Below are 18,217 nucleotides of genomic sequence, written 5' to 3' on the forward strand. Positions count from 1 at the left end.
GCCGTGTGCCAGGGAGACCGTAAAGAATGTGAATGCCTGCTTACTCGCCGATACACTTGTGACGTTGTGTCGAAATAGAGTCCTGCACTGCCTCACGCCCGTATGCCCCCTTCCACCCGCTTCAGGCCCTATCGCGCGCTGCTGACGGACACACCAGCCGTCACGGTGGTGCTGGTGGTGGCCGCGCTGGCGGCCGTGATGGTGCCGCTGGCGCAGATGATGGGCGATGGCGCGGGTTCCCAGCACGGCCTGGAGCCTTTCATGGAACTGGTGGCCGTGCTGCTCGGGCTGCTGGTGGTGTCGGTATCGCTGCACACCCTCGAAGCCCCCGAGCAAACCCGTGCCAACGTGCTGGTGGCGGGTTTCGGCGTGGCGGCGGCATGCAATTTTCTCCACGGCGTGCTGGCGCATTCGACCTCGGTCCACATGCCCACGGGCACGGCCGGCATCTCGCTGTGGCTCAGCAGCTGGGCCCGGGTGGCGGAGACGCTCACCCTGCTGCTCACGGCGGTGCACCTCACCGCCGCGGGCCCTGCCAAGGCGTGGCTGGCCGCCTCCGCCGGCATGGCGCTGCTGCTGCTGGGAACGGCGCTGGGGCCGCTGCCCGCATCGTTTGCGCAGGCCGCGGGCGGAGCCTTGCGGCAGTACCTGGCGTTCGGGCTCGTGCTGGTGCTGGCGGCGGTGGCCCTGCTGCTGCACCGCGATGCGGTGCGCCGGGGGCAGGCGCGCGAGCGCGTTTTCGCCTGGGCGGCGGCGGCCTTCGCCTGCGGTGAACTTTCGGTGGGCCTGCTGGGCGGCCATTCTCCCGTGGGCGGCCCGCTCGCCCACGGCTGGCGCATCGTGGCCTATGCGCTCCTGTACCAGGCGGTGTTCAACGCGGGCATCCGCCAGCCGTTTGCGCGTGTGCAGGAGGCCGAGCGGCTGCTGCGCGAAAGCCAGGGCCGCCTGTCGCTGCTTGGGCGCAACCTGCCCCACAGCGTGCTGTACCAGGTGGTGCGCGAGCACGACGGGCGCACGCACTTCGTGCACATGGGCGAGGCCATTGCCCGCCTCAACGGGGTCAGCGTCGAGGACGTGGTGCGCAACCCCAGCGTCCTGTACGGGCAGATCCTCGAGGAAGACCGCGCGCGCCTGCTGCGGGCCCAGGAGAACTCCTTCGTGAACATGGCAGCGGTGGAAGAGGTCTTCCGGATGCGCCGCCCGGACGGCCAGCTGCGCTGGATGCACCTGAGCGCCTCGCCGCGCCGGCTCGACGATGGCCGGGTGATGTGGGACGGTGTGCAGACCGATATCACCGCGCACCACCTGGCCGAGGAAGCCTCCCACGCGCACGAGGCCCTGATGGCCAACATGCTGCGGCAGGTGCCCGGCGGGGTGGCACGGCTGGACCGCGACCTGCGCGTGCTCTACGTCAACGAACAGCAGGCCCGCTGGCTGCACCGCGAGCCCGCGCAGCTGCAGGGGCAATTGCTGAGCGACGTGCTGGAGCCCGAAGTGATGCAGCGCATGCAGCCTCATTTCGACAAGGCGTTCGCGGGCGAGGCGGCGGTGTTCGAGAACCGCATCGACGGACCCGGCGGCACCCAGTGCCACCACACCACCATCGCCCCCGAAAGCGTGACGGACCAGGGCGTGCCCGCCGTGGTGCTGTTCGCCTACGACCTCACCGAGCTCAAGCGCATCGAGGAAGAGCTTGCGCACCAGAAGGCACACCTTGCGCGCGTGGTCAACGCCATGCCCGACATGGTGTTCCTCAAGGACGCGCAGGGTGTCTACCTGTCGGTCAACCCCGTGTTCGAGCGCTTTGCCGGGCGGCCGGAGCGCCAGATCGTGGGTTGCAGCGATTTCGATCTGGTGGCGCAGCCCGAGGCCGAGCGGTTCCGCAACTACGACCTGCGCGCCATGCAGGCCTGGCAGCCGCTGGTGTACGAGGAAACGCTCACTTTCGCCGAGGATGGCTACCAGGGCCAGTTCGAGACCATCAAGACCCCCATCCGCGACCTGCACGGCCGCGTGACCGGCGTGCTGGGCGTGTGCCGCGACATCACGGACCGCAAGCGAGCGGAGCAGGAGATCGAGCGCCTGGCGTTCTTCGACGCGCTGACGGGCCTGCCCAACCGGCGGCTGCTGCTCGATCGCCTGCAGCGCTCCATCGCCGCGTGCCAGCGCACCAGGAACCTGGGCGCGCTGCTGTTCATCGACCTGGACAACTTCAAGGACCTCAACGACACCCTGGGCCACGACATGGGCGACCAGCTCCTGGCGCAGGTGGCCACGCGCCTGGTGGGCAGCGTGCGCGAGGCCGACACCGTCGCGCGCTTTGGCGGCGACGAATTCGTCGTCATGCTCGAAGCCCTGGCGCCCCAGCTGCCGCAGGCGGCCGCGCAGGCGGAAACCGTGGCCGAGAAACTTCTGGCCAGCCTGAACCAGCCCTTCGAACTGGACGGCGCCCAGCACTACAGCACCCCCAGCATCGGCATCACCCTCTTTGGGGACGAACGCCTGAGCGTGGACGAATTGCTCAAACGCGCCGACCTGGCCATGTACCAGGCCAAGGCGGCGGGGCGCAACACCCAGCGCTTCTTCGACCCGGACATGCAGGCGGCCGTCAACGCGCGCTCCAACCTGGAGGCCGACCTGCGCCAGGGGCTGGCACGGGGAGAACTGCTGGTGCACTACCAGCCCGTCGTGGACCACCAGTCCCAGCTCATGGGCGCCGAAGCCCTGGTGCGCTGGCGCCACCCCCAGCGCGGGATGATCAGCCCCGGCGACTTCATCCCCCTGGCAGAGCAGACAGGCCTGATCCTGCCGCTGGGGCAATACGTGCTGCAGACCGCGTGCCGGCAACTGCAGCGCTGGGCAGAGCACCCGGACACGGCGCACCTGTCCATCTCCGTGAACGTGAGCGCGCGGCAGTTTCGCCAGGCCGGCTTCGTGGCCGAAGTTTTGCAGACCCTGCACAGCCACCAGGCGGACCCGCGCAGGCTCAAGCTGGAGCTGACAGAAAGCCTGCTGCTGGGAGACATCGAGGACACCATCGCGCGGATGGTGCAGCTCAAGAGCGAAGGGGTGGGATTTGCGCTGGACGACTTCGGGACAGGGTACTCGTCCCTGTCGTACCTCAAGAGACTGCCGCTGGATCAGGTGAAGATAGACCAGAGCTTCGTGCGGGACGTGCTGGCGGACCCCAACGACGCGGCGATCGTGCGCACGATCCTGGCGCTGGCCAAGAGCCTGGACCTGCAGGTGGTGGCCGAGGGGGTGGAGACGACGGGGCAGCTGTCGTTCCTGCGGCTGCATGGCTGCGAGGGGTTCCAGGGGTTTCTTTTCGGGCGGCCGGTGCCCATCGACGTATTTGTGCGCGAGCACCAGCTGGGCCTGTTCGCGCAGCCCGTGGTGGCCGTGGCCGAGGGGCGCAAGCCATGACCGCCGGGCCAGGCATCCTCTGGGTGGACAGCGACACGCAGCATGCCGCGGTGGCGCGGCGCCTGATCGCCGCGCACCACCCGGGCTGGCGCGTGGTCAACAGCCCCACGCCGGACACCGCGCGGGCGCCGCTGGCCTCGCAGGCCTGGGATGCCGTGGTGCTGTGCCTCAAGCCCTCGGTGCAGGATCTGCCCGGCGTGCTGGAGCTGTGCGCCGGGCGCCCCGTGCTCATGTGCATCGACGCCCACCAGGAGGCCCTGGCCGCGCGCGCGTTCCGCTGCGGACTGGGCGACTACATGGTGCGCGACGCCGATGGCGTGGCCCACCTGGGCGAGCTGCTGCACCGGCTGGCCGCGCTGCTGCACAGGACCCAGGGGCAGAGCCAGCCCGTGCGCATGGTGGACGCCCGCATCTGGCAGGATGCGCTGACCCTGCTGCAGGAGCAGCGCGCCACGCTGCAGGTCACGCTTGCCAGCATGAGCCAGGGCATCTTCAAGACCGCGCCGGATGGGAGCATCACCGTCTACAACCAGCGCGTGCTCGAGCTGCTGGACCTGCCCGAATCCCTGATGGCCACGCGGCCCACCCTGGCCGACCTGACCCGCATCCAGGCCGAGCGGGGCGACTTTGGCGAAGGCCATCGCCTCGTGGACCGGCGCGGGCATGCCTACGTGGCGGGGGGCGCGGTCGCCGCCGCCCCGTCGGTCTACTGGCGCACCACGCGCGATGGCCGTACCTTCGAGGTGCGCACCACCGAGCTGCCCGACGGCGGCCTGGTGCGCACCTTCGCCGATGTGAGCGACTACGTGCGCGTGGAGAACGAGCTGCGCGAGAGCGAGGCACGCTTTCGCTCGCTGAGCGACCTGTCGTCCGACTGGTACTGGGAGCACGACGCCGAAGGCCGCTTCGTGCAGCTGGCGGGCGATCTCAGCGTCAATGGCATCCCCCTGTCCAACGTGATGGGCCGCACCCGCTGGGAGATCGGCGCGCTCAACATGACCGAGGCCGACTGGGCGGCGCACCGCGCGGTGCTGCAGGCCCGGCAGCCGTTTCGCGACCTGGAGCTGCAGCGCCACCGGCCCGATGGCAGCATGCACTGGATCTCGGTCAGCGGGGTGCCCGTGTTCGATGCCCAGGGCGCGCTGTGGGGCTACCGGGGCGTGGGCCGCGACATCACCGAGCGCAAGGAGGTCGAAAGCCAGATCGAGCGCCTGGCGTTCTACGACATGCTCACCGGCCTGCCCAACCGCCGCATGCTGGTGGACCGCCTGCAGCGCGCGATGGCGGTGGTCGCCCGGTCGGGTGCGCAGGGCGCGCTGCTGTTCATCGACCTGGACAACTTCAAGGACCTCAACGACACCCTGGGCCATGACACGGGCGACCAGCTGCTGCTGCAGGTGGCCCAGCGCCTGAAGGGCTGCGTGCGCGAGGCCGACACCGTGTCGCGCTTCGGCGGCGATGAGTTCGTGGTGCTGGTGGAGGGCCTGAGCGCCGACGGCCCCCATGCCAGCGCCGAGGCCGCCCTGGTGGCCAGCCACATCGCCACCACGCTGGGCAAGCCCTACGCGCTGGGCGAGACCAGCCACCACAGCACGCCCAGCATCGGCATCGCGCTGTTTGGCCAGCAGACCTGCAGCGTGGACGAACTGCTCAAGCACGCCGACCTGGCCATGTACCAGGCCAAGGCCGCGGGGCGCAACACCCAGCGCTTCTTCGACCCCGACATGCAGGCCGCCGTCAGCAACCGCTCGGCGCTGGAAGCCGACCTGCGCCGGGGCCTGCAGGAAAAAGAACTGGTGCTGTATTTCCAGCCCGTGGTGGACGGCAAGGGCCGCCTGCAGGGCGCGGAGGCCCTGGTGCGCTGGAAGCACCCGCGGCGCGGTCTCGTATCACCGGCCGAGTTCATTCCGCTGGCCGAACAGACGGGGCTGATCCTGCCGCTCGGGCACTGGGTGCTCGAAGCCGCCTGCGCGCAGCTCGTGGCCTGGTCGCGCAGCTCGCTCACGCGCCAGTTCTTTCTGTCGGTGAACGTGAGCGTGCGGCAGTTCCGCCAGCCCGATTTCGTCGAGCAGATGCTGGGCATCCTGCACAAGAGCGGCGCCAACCCCGAGCGCCTGAAGCTGGAACTGACCGAAAGCCTGCTGCTGGCGGATGTGGAGGACGTGATCTCGCGCATGGAATACCTGCGGCGCTACGGCGTGGGGTTCTCGCTCGATGACTTCGGCACGGGCTACTCGTCGCTGAGCTACCTCAAGCGCCTGCCGCTGGACCAGCTCAAGATCGACCAGGGCTTCGTGCGCGACCTGCAGACCGACCCCAACGACGCGGCCATCGTGCGCACCATCCTGGCCCTGGCGCACAGCCTGGACCTGGCCGTGGTGGCCGAAGGCGTGGAGACCACGGGGCAGCTGGAGTTCCTGCAGCGCCACGGCTGCCAGGCTTTCCAGGGCTATCTGTTTGGCCGCCCCATGCCGGCGGAGGTGCTGGAGCGCGCCCTGCGGCCCGCGCTGTGACGGCGCGCTGCCTTCCTCGCGCGGGCCCTGCGCCATGACAAGCCGCGGCGGGCGTCCGCACGGCACAATCGGTGCATGAAGAAGCAGGTACTGGTCGCCGGTGGCGGCATTGGGGGGCTGGCAGCGGCGCTGGGCGCATCGCGGGCGGGCTGGGACGTGCGGCTGTACGAGCGCGCCGCAGCCTTCAGCGAGGTGGGCGCGGGGGTGCAGATCGGGCCCAACGTGGTGCGCCGCCTGCAGGCCTGGGGCCTGCAGCAGCCGCTGCAGGCCGTGGCGGCGTTTCCGAGCCGGCTGCAGGTGCGCAATGCCGTCAGCGGCCGCGAACTGGCCGTGCTGCCGCTGGGCCCGACAGCGGTGCAGCGCTACGGCGCCGCCTACGCCACCATCCACCGCGCCGACCTGCATGGCCTGCTGCTGGCGGCGCTGACCAAATACACCGACACGCAGCTGCACCTCGCGCACGCGATCGAGGGCTTTGCCGATGGCGATGGCGTCGTCACCGTGCGCACGAGCCGGGGCAAGGAGGTGGAAGGCGATGCGCTCATCGGCGCCGACGGGCTGTGGAGCCGCACCCGCACGCAGCTGCTGGGCGCGGTGGCGCCGCGCGTGACGGGGCACCTGGCCTACCGCGCCCTGGTGCCGCAGCACGCGCTGCCCGGCGCGCTGCGCACCGCGCAGGTCACGGCCTGGCTGGGCCCGCGCCTGCATGCGGTGCAGTACCCCGTGCGCCGGGGCGAACTGCAGAACATCGTCGTCATTGTGCAGGGCCCCGCGCCGCAAGACCTGGAGAACTGGGACCATGCCGCCAACGCCACGGGGCTGGAACACGCCCTGCAGGGCACCTGCACCGCGCTGCAGGACGTGGTGCGCAGCGTGAGCGACCAGGGCGGCGCGGGCGGCTGGCGCCTGTGGCCGCTGTGCGACCGGCCGCCTGTGCGTGGCGCGGGCGACATGGCGCAGGGCCTGGTCGCCCTGCTGGGCGATGCCGCCCACCCCATGCGCCCTTACCTGGCCCAGGGCGCGGGCATGGCCATCGAGGACGCGGCGGAGCTGCAGCGCGCGCTGGCCATGCACGACCTGGAGGTGCCGCTGCGCCTGACCCGGTATGCCCTCAACCGCTGGCAGCGCAATGCGCGCGTGCAGGCCCGCTCCACGCGCAACGGGCGCATCTTCCACGCCATGGGCCCCGTGCGCTGGGGGCGGGATCTCTCATTGCGCCTGCTGGGCGAACGGCTGCTGGACGTGCCCTGGCTGTACCGGGGCGATGGCTCCATTGCCAGTTCGCTGTGATGCCCTTGCGCGATAGCTGGCCGCGCTGGATGGCGGGGCCCTCGCACCAATGAACTTTGCGCGGCATGCCTGCTCTATCCATGGGAGGGCATGGATGTAAAAAGCACCGCATGCGCACACAAACACCCTGTTCAAGGGCGAACCATGGTGCTACAAAGAGATGAGCCAGTAGCGATTCCCACTGCAACACCGTGGCACTTCCCGGGCCCGCCAGGGGTGCCGCCACAGGAGGTCGTATGGATGCCATCAGCAGTTTCGCCGCGCGCTACGCCCGCAGCCGCGAAGAGGAAATGTCGATCGACGAGTACCTCGCCGAGTGCAAGCGCGATCCCATGGCCTATGCCACGGCGGCCCAGCGCATGCTGGCCGCCATCGGCGAGCCCGAGATGGTGGACACGCGCAACGACCCGCGCCTGTCGCGCATCTTCGCCAACAAGGTGATCAAGCGCTACCCCACGTTCGCCGAGTTCTACGGCATGGAGGATGCCATCGAGCAGGTGGTGAGCTTCTTTCGCCATGCCGCGCAGGGGCTGGAGGAGCGCAAGCAGATCCTCTACCTGCTGGGGCCGGTGGGCGGGGGCAAGAGTTCCATCGCCGAGCGGCTCAAGTACCTGATGCAGAAGGTGCCGTTCTATGCGATCAAGGGCTCGCCGGTGAACGAGTCGCCGCTCGGGCTGTTCGACGCGATGGAGGACGGCCCGGTGCTGGAGGAGCAGTTCGGCATTCACCGGCGCTACCTGCAGCGCGTGCTGTCGCCCTGGGCGGTCAAGCGGCTCGACGAGTTCGGCGGCGACATCCGCCAGTTCCGCGTGGTCAAGCGCTACCCCAGCATCTTGAAGCAGGTGGGCATTGCCAAGACCGAGCCGGGCGACGAGAACAACCAGGACATCTCCAGCCTGGTGGGCAAGGTGGACATCCGCAAGCTCGAGACCTTTGCCCAGGACGACACCGACGCCTACAGCTACAGCGGCGGCCTGTGCCTGGCCAACCAGGGGCTGCTGGAATTCGTGGAGATGTTCAAGGCGCCCATCAAGGTGCTGCACCCGCTGCTCACCGCCACGCAGGAGGGCAACTACAAGGGCACGGAGGGCTTCGGCGCGATCCCGTTCGACGGCGTGGTGCTGGCCCACAGCAACGAGAGCGAGTGGAAGGCCTTTCGCAACAACAAGAACAACGAGGCCTTCCTGGACCGCATCTACATCGTCAAGGTGCCGTACTGCCTGCGCGTGAGCGAGGAGATACGGATCTACGAGAAGCTGATCCGCGAATCGTCACTGGGCAACGCCGTGTGCGCGCCGGGCACGCTCAAGATGATGTCGCAGTTCGCCATCTTGACGCGCCTGAAGGAGCCCGAGAACTCCAGCATCTTCAGCAAGATGCAGGTGTATGACGGCGAGAGCCTGAAGGACACCGACCCGCGCGCCAAGAGCTACCAGGAGTACCGCGACTACGCCGGCGTGGACGAGGGCATGACCGGCATCTCCACGCGCTTCGCGTTCAAGATCCTGTCCAAGGTGTTCAACTTCGACAGCGCCGAGCTGGCGGCCAACCCGGTGCACCTCATGTATGTGCTGGAGCAGCAGATCGAGCGCGAGCAGTTCCCCTCCGAGCTGGAAACCAAGTACACCAGCTACATCAAGGAGTTCCTGTCACCGCGCTATGCCGAGTTCATCGGCAAGGAGATACAGACGGCCTACCTGGAGAGCTACAGCGAGTACGGGCAGAACATCTTCGACCGCTACGTCACCTACGCCGACTACTGGATCCAGGACAACGAGTACCGCGACACCGACACCGGCGAGGTGTTCGACCGCAGTGCGCTCAACGCCGAACTCGAGAAGATCGAGAAGCCCGCTGGCATTGCCAACCCCAAGGATTTCCGCAACGAGATCGTCAACTTCGTGCTGCGCGCGCGCGCCAACAACCAGGGCAACAACCCGAGCTGGACCAGCTACGAGAAACTGCGCCTGGTGATCGAGAAGAAGATGTTCTCCAACACCGAGGAGCTGCTGCCCGTCATCAGCTTCAACGCGAAGGCCAGTGCCGAGGAGGCGCGCAAGCACGAGGATTTTGTCACCCGCATGGTGGACAAGGGCTACACCCCCAAGCAGGTGCGTTTGTTGTGCGAGTGGTACCTGCGCGTTCGAAAAAGCAGTTGATCGGGGTTGCCAGCGCGTCCCGCCGGGGCGCCTGTCCATGCATGGGAGCTAAGCAGATGGCATTGCAAATCATCGACCGCAGGCTCGCAGGCAAGAACAAGTCGGTCGGGAACCGCGAGCGCTTTGTCCGCCGCTTCAAGGAGCAGATCGCGGACAGCGTGCGCCGCGCTGTGTCCAGGCGCAGCATCCGCGACATCGAGCAGGCCGAGAGCGTCACCATCCCGCGCAAGGACATTGGCGAGCCCGTGTTCCACCATGGCCAGGGCGGCATCCACGACATGGTGCACCCCGGCAATGCGGAGCATGTGCGCGGCGACCGCATCGCGCGGCCCAAGGGGGGCACCGGCAGCGGCTCGCAGGCCAGCGACAGCGGGGAGGGAGAGGACGACTTCACCTTCACGCTGACCAAGGAAGAGTTCATGCAGCTCTTCTTCGAAGACCTCGCGCTGCCGCGCCTGCTGCGCACGCACATCGGCGAGAACCCGAAATGGAAGTCGCGCCGCGCTGGCTACAGCCAGGACGGCATTCCCAACAACCTGGCGGTGCTGCGCACCATGCGCGGGGCGCTGGGGCGGCGCATCGCGCTGGGCAAGGCGCCACACCGCGAGCTTGTGGCGCTGCAGGCGCAGCTCGACGCGCTGCTGGCGCAGGATGACGGCACCAGCGAGGCGGTGGCCGAGCTGCAGCGCCGCATCGACACGCTCCGGCAGCGCATCGACCGGATTCCGTACCTCGACCCCATCGACCTGCGTTTTCGGGCCAGGGTGCAGGTGCCGGTGCCCAACAGCCAGGCGGTGATGTTCTGCCTGATGGACGTCTCGGGCTCCATGGACGAGGCCCGCAAGGACCTGGCCAAGCGCTTCTTCATCCTGCTGTACCTGTTCCTCACGCGGCACTACGAGACGATCGACATCGTCTTCATCCGCCACCACACCCAGGCCACCGAGGTGAGCGAGGAGCAGTTCTTCCACTCCACCGAGAGTGGTGGCACGGTGGTCAGCAGCGCGCTGGTGCTGCTCGACCAGATCATCCGCGCGCGCTACCCCGCTGGGGACTGGAACATCTACGCCGCCCAGGTCAGCGATGGCGACAACTTCACCAACGACAGCGGCAATTGCCGCAGCCTGCTGGTGGAGCGGATCCTCCCGCTGGTGCGCTACTTTGCCTATGTGCAGGTGGCCCAGGAAGAGCAGAACCTGTGGGACGAATACAGCCAGTTGCTGGCGCTCCATCCCCACTTCGCCATGCGCAAGGTCTCCGAGCCGGGCGACATCTATCCCGTGTTCCGCGACCTCTTCAAGAGCGAGGGGGTGCAGGTATGAACATGACCCAATACCCGGTGCTGGAGCGCCGCATCCGCGACAACCCCTGGAAGACGGCCCTCGTTGGCGAGCGCCGCCACCGCACCGTGCCCGAGCAGCTCCTGCCCGCCGGGGCGCGGCCCGCCCAGCCGCTGCCCGACCCGGGCGACTGGACGTTCGAGCTGATCGAGCGCTACCACGGCGCGATCGCCGCCACCGCCGAGCGCTTCGGCCTGGACACCTATCCCAACCAGCTGGAGGTCATCACCGCCGAGCAGATGATGGACGCCTACTCCAGCGTGGGCATGCCGGTGAACTACCGCCACTGGAGCTACGGCAAGGAGTTCCTGGCCACCGAGCGGCGCTACCGGCGCGGCCACATGGGGCTGGCCTACGAGATCGTCATCAACGCCAACCCCTGCATCAGCTACCTGATGGAGGAGAACACCACCGCCATGCAGGCGCTGGTGATCGCGCATGCGGCCTACGGGCACAACAGCTTCTTCAAGGGCAACTACCTGTTTCGCATGTGGACGGACGCCTCCTCCATCATCGACTACCTGGTGTATGCCAAGGACTACGTGGCCCAGTGCGAGGAGCGCTACGGCTTCGACGAGGTGGAGCGGCTTCTGGATTCGTGCCACGCGCTGGCCAACTTTGGCGTGGACCGCTACCGCCGTCCCTCCAAGAAGAACTTGGCACGCGAGCGCCTGGAGCGCGAGCAGCGCGAGGCCTACGCGCAGCAGCAGGTCAACGAGCTGTGGCGCACCCTGCCCACGCGGCCCGGCAAGGACGGCGCGGCGCAGGAGCACAACCGCTTTCCGAAGGAGCCGCAGGAGAACATCCTGTACTTCATCGAGAAGAACGCGCCGCTGCTGGAGCCCTGGCAGCGCGAGATCGTGCGCATCGTGCGCAAGATCGCGCAGTATTTCTACCCCCAGCGGCAGAGCCAGGTCATGAACGAGGGCTGGGCCACTTTCTGGCACTACACCCTGCTCACCACCTTGTACGACGAGGGCTACCTGAGCGACGGGGTGATGATCGAATGGCTGGGCTCGCACACCAACGTGATCTTTCAGCCCCCCGTGGGGCACCGCGCCTACAGCGGCATCAACCCCTACGCGCTGGGTTTTTCCATGTACCGCGACATCCAGCGCATCTGCCAGAACCCCACGGCCGAAGACCGGCGCTGGTTTCCCGACATCGCGGGCTCCCCGTGGCTGCCCACGCTCGACCATGCCATGCGCAACTTCAAGGACGAGAGCTTCATCGGCCAGTACCTGAGCCCGCACCTGATGCGCGAGATGCGGCTGTTCGCCCTGCACGACGATGCCAACGAGCGCGAGCTGGTGGTCAGCGAGATCCATGACGAGAACGGCTACCGCGGCCTGCGCCAGATGCTCTCGCAGCAATACGACCTGGGCACGCGCGAGCCCAACATCCAGGTGTGGAACGTGAACCTGCGCGGTGACCGCAGCCTGACCCTGCGCCATACCCAGTACCAGGGCCGCCCGCTGGGTGACGACACGCAGGAGGTGCTCAGGCACGTGGCGCGCCTGTGGGGTTTTGGCGTGCAGATCGAGAGCGTGGACGCCTACGGCAACCACCCGGTGCTGCTGCACACGGTGCCTGGGTCCATCGCGTGAGTGCGTTCCAGCCGCCGCTGCGGTGGCTGGAACGGCCCTGCCGTGCCGGTGGCGCCACTGCAATCACTGCCTTGGTGCTATCAATTCAATAGCTTGCAGCGCTTTATGGATAAGCGCAAGAACCTCTTTTTGCTGAAAGTTCTGAAGCGGAGCGGGCCTCAGCCAGCCTGCGCCGCGCGCAGCGGGCAGTCGGTGGCCACGCGTTCGGCCAGCGTCTGGCGCAACGCCTGCAGCGCGGCGATGCGCGTGTCGATCTCCTGCAGTTTGGTGGCCAGCACCTGCGCCAGCGCGGGCGCGGGGTCGGGCGCGTCCCAGATGCCGGGCAGCCGGTCGCCAATCTCCGCCAGCGTGAAGCCCAGCTGCTGCGCCATGCGGATGTACTGCACCAGCATCACCGCTTCGGGTGGGTAGTCGCGGTAGCCGTTGGCCAGCCTGCGCGAGCGGATCAGCCCTTGCTGCTCATAAAAGCGCAGCGCCTCGCGGCTCAGTCCCGAGGCGGCGGCGAGCTCACCGATCCGCATGGGCGTCCCCGGTGCCGGCCTTTTTTTCCGATGCCAGCACCCAGCGCAGGATGGCAGCCTGTACCGGCAGCAGCAGTTCCTTTTGTGCGTAGCCCACGAAGCCGGGGTAGGCCAGCGGGTCCACCGCCAGCTCGCGGCCCAGGGTGAAAGGCGGCGTGGGCAGCAGGGCGGGGTGGCCCATCGCGGCCAGATGCTCTTCGGTCAACGGCGCCAGGTCGGCCTGCGTGGTGGCGCCGGCCTCGGCGCTGGCGGGCCAGCTGTCGGTGACCACCACATCCACCGCGTCCGGCAGCGCGGACGGTTCCACGAATTGCACGTTCGGCAGCGCCTCGTGAAAGCGCCGGTCGCACACCTGCACCAGCCCGAACCCCATCACCCGTGCCAGTTCGTGCCATGAGCGGAACACGTTGGTGCTGGGCCCCCACAGGCACACGCGTGCTTCCCGCAGCGGCTTGATCCGGCGGTCGACGTAGTACGCGTCGGTCAGCACCTCGCAGGGGTGGCCCTGGGCCGACATCGCATTGATCACGGGCCGGCGCGACGCCGCCGCGAAGGCCGAGAGCCGGGGGTGGTCGGACTCGCGCACCACGTACAGCGCGTAGAACGGGTCCAGGTAGCCGGCCAGGTCCTCGGGCCGCTCCCCGGTCTTGAGCAGATGGGGAAGCTCGGTGAACGCCAGGCCCAGCTGCCGGAACGCCTGGATGAACGTGGTGCGCGTGCGGATGCCGTTGCCCTCGAACGACCACGCCACGGTGCCCGCCAACGCGGGGCCCGGCGCGCCGCCCGCGAGCGCCCAGATCTGGCGTATGTCGGCAGGCTGCAGGTCGGCCAGCTGAAGAAGGTCCATGCGGATGCCCCAAAAAAGTGCTTGACCCTGAAGCGTACTTCAGGCCTGAAGCTCGGGGCCTCTCTCACTTCGATGACCGCACCGCCATGGCCACTTCCGCTGCCACGTTCCCAGCCTTTTCCGAATCCCGCTACCTGCGCGTCGTGCGTGCCAGCGGCTGGTACGACCTGCTCGTGACCTGGCCGTTCGCGCTGCCCTGGACCTTTGCCTGGCTCTACGCGCAGCTGGGGCTTGTCGCCCAGGCGCTGGCCCTGCCAGGCACGCTGCACCCGCTTGATACCACCCACATGCTGCTGGCCAACCTCCTGGGGTCGGTGGTGGTCGTGTGGTCGGCGGCGCGCATCGCGGCGCCTTCGCTGCTGCTGGGGCGGCTCGATGGCGTGGCCCGTTTCCTGTTCGCCGCATGGCAGATCTATGCCGTGGCCCATGGGGCCAGCGCCATCGTGCTGGGCTTCACCGCGTTCGAGCTGCTGTTCGGCGTGCTCCAGTGGTGGGGCGTGGCGGGCGCGGGCCTGGCGGCCTGCCCGCCAGGCCGCGGCCGCGTCAATGCGCGGGAGCCGGTGCGGGCAGCAACCTGAAGGCGAGCACGCCCGCGGCCAGCATGCCGGCGATGGTGAGCATCACGGCCACGTACGGGTCCGCGCCCCGCGCGGCCGCCTGCGAGGCGGCCAGGCCCGTCACCCACTGCATCAGCGCCACGCCCAGGAACAGCGCCATGGTGAACACCGCCATGGCACGCCCCGTCATGGCCGCCGGGTAGGACGAGCGCACGTCCGCGTACTGCAGCACCATGTAGCCCGACAGCAGGCCCACGGCGATGGAGCCGCCCACGTCCAGCCACTCGGCGTGCAGGAAGCCGATGGCGGCGAACAGCCCGGCGAGCAGCACGGTAAAGCCCGCCAGCCAGCGCCTGCGCCGCGCGGGGCCTGGGTCCAGCCGGCCGAAATAGGCCGGGGTGAACAGCGACACCAGCGACGACAGCATGGCCACGTTGCCGCTGGCCACCAGCGAATAGCCGTGCCGCTCGATCAACAGCGGCCCCAGCCACAGCCCGCGCAGCGTGAGGAACGACGCATACGTCATCAGCGCCAGCAGCATGATCCCGGCCGTGTGCGGCAGCAGGAACAGGGCGCCGAAGCCGCGCACCGCATCACCCACCGACTCGCGCGGCTGCGGGGCCTGCGCGGCGTGAACGGGGTGGGTGGGTTCATGCACTCTCCAGAAGATCAGCAGCCAGGCCAGCGCGGCCAGGCCCGCCAGCACGGCGAAGCCCATGCGCCAGGACGACTGCTGCACCAGCCAGGCCAGCGGCGTGCCCGTGAACAGCATGCCCAGCCCGCCCACGCCCATGGCCACGCCCGACACCATCGCGAAGCGGCTGGCGGGGAAGTAGCGCGCGATGAACACCGTGCAGACCAGAAACGCGGGCGCGCAGCCCACGCCGATGAGCACCTGGCCCAGCAACACGCCGCCGTAGCTCGGGGCCAGCGCCGAGAGCAGCGAGCCCGCGATGGCGAGCGGAAACGCCACCAGCAGCGTGCGCCGCACGCCGTACAGGTCGATGCCGATGCCCATGAAGAGCTGCATGGTGCCGAAGGCGAAGGCAAATGCCCCCGCGAAGACCCCCAGTGCCTCGGCCGAAAGGCCGAACTCCGCGCGCAGCCCGGTGGCCATGATGGCGGTGATGGTGCGAAACGCCTGACTCAGCGCGAAGCCGGAGACCAGCGCGAGCAGCATGGCCCAGGCGGCGCGGGGCGCCAGAAGCGGGGAGGGCGTGGGGGAAGGGGGCGCCTGCACGGTGATGGATCTCCTGTAGTGCGCGGCGCCCCGGACTGCGGTTCAACCAGGCAAAGGGCGCGCTGCCCACCGAGGGTAACTGCACGGCGGCGCCCTGGCTGTCGCTGGCGGACAAGCCGGGCGGCTGCGAGGGCGCCGCGCGAAGGGGCGCCTAGGGTATGTCCCGATCCCCTGCCGGCGGCCAGCGCGGCGTGTCGGCCACCCCGCATCTTTGGCGAAATGTGCTCTCAATCGGGCGCAGCGCAGCGCATTGCGCCGCTGCATGGCTTCAATGGCACCCCGCGAAGGGGCTTTGGGGTCCGTCACGAGGGCGCCACAGGGGCGGGGCAGACTTTAGAGGAGGCCCTCGATGTGGGGATCACCCCAATGACGGGCCAGGGGGCCTGAGGCACTCTTGTGGGCATGCCTTGCGCCGGTGTGGGTCATGGTTCTGAAGTCGCTGGTTTCGGTCTCTCGCAAGCAGGATGGCGCAGGCAGTGGGTGGTAGTGGCAAGGTTCGTGCTTATGGGGCCAGGGGGCCTCGAGCCGTTGGACGTTGGAAGTTGTCGGGTGGGCTGCAAGGTGCACCGCGACGTCAGGAGTGACCGATGAAGAAGATGGTTTTGCTGAGTTCAGGCGCGCTGGCGACCCTGATGCTGACGGGCTGTGCGAGCCAGCCGCCCGCCCTGCAGGCTTTCAGTGAGCCTGTGGACCGCAGCAGCATGCAGTTCGCGTGCGGCAACGGCGAAAAGGTGGAAATGCAGTTCTATCCCGAACAGGGCATGGGGGTGCTGCTGCGCAGTGGCTGGACGGTCGATCTGCCCAAGCAGGTGGCCGAGACGGGGTATGCCTACAGCAATGGCCCGACGACCGTGCTGGGCAAGGGCAACGAGCTGACCATCCAGATCGGCCACCTGGCACCGATCTGGTGCCGCAGCAGCCGCCCCATGATGGTGGCCGGCAGCGCCCGGTAGCCTTTCCTTTCCGCCCCGCTTTTTTTTCTCGCCTTCTCCTTCAGGCGGGGCCGCGGGGCCGGTGGCATGGCGCACGCCGGCCATCCCTGCGGTGTGCTGCGTGGCGCCCGCTCCATGTTCGTGCCCAGGGCCTGTGCGACGCAGCGGGCAGGTGCCCTGCGCGCCAGGCTCCGTGCGGCCCGGGCAATCCCCTTCCCTTGAACCCCGTACTTCGCGTGGCTGCGGCCGAAGTCCACCTATCCGGCGCGCGTGCGTGCGGGCGGATGTGATGACGGAAGGCGGGCTGCGCCGGCCCTTCACTCGGCCTGTGCCACCATCCGCACCGCCCGCCGCCCGCCCGGCCCCTAGCTGCCGGCGGTGCACGCCTCGGGCGAGGCGGCGGCCGGGCGCTGTTCCAGCGTCAGCGGCTCCACCAGGTGGTTGCCATGGGCGTCGCGCACCGTGGCGGCCACCTCCCGGCTGTTGTCGGCCCGCGTTTCGCTGAACTGCAGCCGCAGGACCGCGGGCACGGTGCCCGTCAGCGCCAGGCCATTGTCGAAACCCGTGGTCTCCAGGGTGCCTTCCAGCACGGCCAGGCCCTGGGCGTCGATCTCCCAGGGGCCGGTGTGGATGAAGCGCCGGCAGGTGATGGTCAGCTCGACCAGCTCATCCTCCAGCCGCAGATTGACCTGGCCGCAGGTGGGGCAGGGCACGCCCGCCGAGAAACCCGAGCCCGAGAAGTTGAGCACCCCGCTGATGGGCCCCGTGCCGGTTCCGCCCGTGCCGGGGCCGCAGGCGGCCAGGGCCAGCAAGGTGGCCAGTGTGAGCAGTCTGGCCCCGCGGGCCAGGCGTTCAGGAAGGACGTTCATCTTTGTCTGCGGCATAGAAGTAGCTGCCAAAGCGGGCGCGCCGGTTGCGCTCGCCGGGCGGGGTGTTGTGCTGGTCGTGGTCGTAGCGGGCCTGGGCCTCGGTCATCACCGTCTTGAACGCCTGGCGCCATGCCCTGGCCGCCACCGCATGCAGGCGCTGGGCGGACTCCTCGCTGAGCTGGTCCACGAAGACGGCCTGCTCCAGGTAGTTGTGCCCGCCTTGCAGGTTCAGGCTGGCGGCGGCCAGGTGGTCGTGCAGGTTGTCCTGCATCAGCCGCGCCATTTCCGCGAAGCCCTGGCGCGGCACGAAGCCCGCCGCCAGCAGCCGGACCTGCCCGTCCCCGCTTTCCTCGGCCATGCCCAGCCGCACCAGCTCGTCGAGCACGGCACGGGGCCGCACGTCGCTGCTGATGCCGGCCACCAGCGCATCGAAGTGGGGCGCATCGCCATTGCTGCTGCTGCGGGGCAGCGCGCGGGGCTGGCCTTCGTCGTCCAGGCAATCGGCCTGGCTCAGCCAGCGCGCCGCGACCTGGCTGGCCATGCTGAGGGGGGTCTCGGCGGGCCCGTCCTCGGCGGCGGGCTCGGCCAGGCGGCCCAGGTTGCGCACGTCGCGCCGGTGCACGCCGGACATCAGGCTCAGGGCGCTGTCGGTGGCCTTCTTGCCCGTGCCCTGCAGTTCGTCCTGGGCGGCCTCCAGGAACACCTTCTTCATGGCCGCCGCGAAGGCCGGGTAGGCCACGCCATTGCGCAGCAGCAACCGCGCCAGAGGGCGCAGCACATGCAGGGCGGAAGCCAGGACGATGGCGGAGCGGGAAGGCATGCGGGTGTGGGCGCGGCGCGTGTCAGGGGCGGGTGGCCATTGTCATACGGTTGACCGGTGGAAATTTTGTGGGATATTATCCCACTTATCCAAATC

The 18,217-nt window shown here is 68.7% G+C and carries 13 protein-coding genes; 8 read left to right on the forward strand and 5 right to left on the reverse strand.

From position 1 onward, the window contains the following. Positions 1-102 precede the first annotated feature (102 nt). The 6 genes from KW843_RS03320 (at position 103) to KW843_RS03345 (ending at position 12,335) form a co-directional block, all read left to right on the forward strand. On the forward strand, positions 103-3,426 hold the full coding sequence (locus tag KW843_RS03320) for a bifunctional diguanylate cyclase/phosphodiesterase (protein WP_218293651.1): 3,324 nt from the start codon (positions 103-105) through the stop codon (positions 3,424-3,426). Further along, entirely contained in the window at positions 3,423-5,939 is a 2,517-nt protein-coding gene (locus KW843_RS03325) for a bifunctional diguanylate cyclase/phosphodiesterase (RefSeq protein ID WP_218293652.1), read from the forward strand. Before KW843_RS03320 ends, KW843_RS03325 begins: the two co-directional genes overlap by 4 nt. A 75-nt stretch (positions 5,940-6,014) precedes the next feature. Continuing rightward, on the forward strand, positions 6,015-7,229 hold the full coding sequence (locus KW843_RS03330) for an FAD-dependent monooxygenase (protein WP_218293653.1): 1,215 nt from the start codon (positions 6,015-6,017) through the stop codon (positions 7,227-7,229). A 236-nt stretch (positions 7,230-7,465) separates the two neighbouring features. Continuing rightward, a complete protein-coding gene (locus KW843_RS03335) occupies positions 7,466-9,388 on the forward strand; it encodes a PrkA family serine protein kinase (protein ID WP_218293654.1) in 1,923 nt (640 codons plus the stop codon). A 56-nt stretch (positions 9,389-9,444) separates the two neighbouring features. Then, a complete protein-coding gene (locus KW843_RS03340) occupies positions 9,445-10,710 on the forward strand; it encodes a YeaH/YhbH family protein (RefSeq protein WP_218293655.1) in 1,266 nt (421 codons plus the stop codon). Next, the gene (locus KW843_RS03345; protein ID WP_218293656.1) at positions 10,707-12,335 is read left to right on the forward strand and encodes a SpoVR family protein; all 1,629 of its coding nucleotides are present in this window, start codon (positions 10,707-10,709) and stop codon (positions 12,333-12,335) included. The genes KW843_RS03340 and KW843_RS03345 overlap by 4 nt, the downstream gene beginning before the upstream one ends. Before the next feature lie 158 nt (positions 12,336-12,493). Here KW843_RS03345 and KW843_RS03350 read toward each other — a convergent pair whose 3' ends face one another. After that, entirely contained in the window at positions 12,494-12,856 is a 363-nt protein-coding gene (locus tag KW843_RS03350) for a MerR family transcriptional regulator (RefSeq protein WP_218293657.1), read from the reverse strand. Next, a complete protein-coding gene (locus KW843_RS03355) occupies positions 12,843-13,703 on the reverse strand; it encodes an ornithine carbamoyltransferase (RefSeq protein WP_218293658.1) in 861 nt (286 codons plus the stop codon). Before KW843_RS03355 ends, KW843_RS03350 begins: the two co-directional genes overlap by 14 nt. 86 nt (positions 13,704-13,789) lie before the next feature. Here KW843_RS03355 and KW843_RS03360 point away from each other — a divergent pair, with 86 nt between their 5' ends. Next, entirely contained in the window at positions 13,790-14,281 is a 492-nt protein-coding gene (locus KW843_RS03360; protein WP_218293659.1) for a hypothetical protein, read from the forward strand. Here KW843_RS03360 and KW843_RS03365 read toward each other — a convergent pair. Next, the gene (locus KW843_RS03365) at positions 14,247-15,440 is read right to left on the reverse strand and encodes a nitrate/nitrite transporter (RefSeq protein WP_218294418.1); all 1,194 of its coding nucleotides are present in this window, start codon (positions 15,438-15,440) and stop codon (positions 14,247-14,249) included. The genes KW843_RS03360 and KW843_RS03365 overlap by 35 nt on opposite strands. A 647-nt stretch (positions 15,441-16,087) precedes the next feature. On the opposite strand from KW843_RS03365, the gene KW843_RS03370 reads away from it, so the two are divergent. Beyond that, positions 16,088-16,453: an MliC family protein gene (locus KW843_RS03370; RefSeq protein ID WP_218293660.1), complete on the forward strand. Its 366-nt coding sequence runs from the start codon at positions 16,088-16,090 to the stop codon at positions 16,451-16,453. 344 nt (positions 16,454-16,797) lie between these two features. On the opposite strand, the gene KW843_RS03375 is transcribed toward KW843_RS03370, so the two are convergent. Next, positions 16,798-17,301: a hypothetical protein gene (locus tag KW843_RS03375; protein WP_218293661.1), complete on the reverse strand. Its 504-nt coding sequence runs from the start codon at positions 17,299-17,301 to the stop codon at positions 16,798-16,800. Then, a complete protein-coding gene (locus tag KW843_RS03380; RefSeq protein WP_218293662.1) occupies positions 17,285-18,121 on the reverse strand; it encodes a DUF6502 family protein in 837 nt (278 codons plus the stop codon). Before KW843_RS03380 ends, KW843_RS03375 begins: the two co-directional genes overlap by 17 nt. Between the last annotated feature and the right edge of the window lie 96 nt (positions 18,122-18,217).

The organism is Acidovorax sp. sif1233, assembly GCF_019218755.1.
In the GTDB taxonomy this organism is placed as follows: domain Bacteria; phylum Pseudomonadota; class Gammaproteobacteria; order Burkholderiales; family Burkholderiaceae_C; genus Acidovorax.

Bases quoted from the DNA above. Each gene is read 5' to 3' on its own strand.
- KW843_RS03325 (WP_218293652.1), top strand. From the start codon at position 3,423: ATGACCGCCGGGCCAGGCATCCTCTGGGTGGACAGCGACACGCAGCAT.
- KW843_RS03335 (WP_218293654.1), top strand. From the start codon at position 7,466: ATGGATGCCATCAGCAGTTTCGCCGCGCGCTACGCCCGCAGCCGCGAA.
- KW843_RS03375 (WP_218293661.1), bottom strand. From the start codon at position 17,301: ATGAACGTCCTTCCTGAACGCCTGGCCCGCGGGGCCAGACTGCTCACA.
- KW843_RS03380 (WP_218293662.1), bottom strand. From the start codon at position 18,121: ATGCCTTCCCGCTCCGCCATCGTCCTGGCTTCCGCCCTGCATGTGCTG.
- KW843_RS03355 (WP_218293658.1), bottom strand. From the start codon at position 13,703: ATGGACCTTCTTCAGCTGGCCGACCTGCAGCCTGCCGACATACGCCAG.
- KW843_RS03350 (WP_218293657.1), bottom strand. From the start codon at position 12,856: ATGCGGATCGGTGAGCTCGCCGCCGCCTCGGGACTGAGCCGCGAGGCG.
- KW843_RS03340 (WP_218293655.1), top strand. From the start codon at position 9,445: ATGGCATTGCAAATCATCGACCGCAGGCTCGCAGGCAAGAACAAGTCG.
- KW843_RS03370 (WP_218293660.1), top strand. From the start codon at position 16,088: ATGAAGAAGATGGTTTTGCTGAGTTCAGGCGCGCTGGCGACCCTGATG.
- KW843_RS03360 (WP_218293659.1), top strand. From the start codon at position 13,790: ATGGCCACTTCCGCTGCCACGTTCCCAGCCTTTTCCGAATCCCGCTAC.
- KW843_RS03365 (WP_218294418.1), bottom strand. From the start codon at position 15,440: ATGCTGCTCGCGCTGGTCTCCGGCTTCGCGCTGAGTCAGGCGTTTCGC.
- KW843_RS03345 (WP_218293656.1), top strand. From the start codon at position 10,707: ATGAACATGACCCAATACCCGGTGCTGGAGCGCCGCATCCGCGACAAC.
- KW843_RS03330 (WP_218293653.1), top strand. From the start codon at position 6,015: ATGAAGAAGCAGGTACTGGTCGCCGGTGGCGGCATTGGGGGGCTGGCA.
- KW843_RS03320 (WP_218293651.1), top strand. From the start codon at position 103: ATGCCCCCTTCCACCCGCTTCAGGCCCTATCGCGCGCTGCTGACGGAC.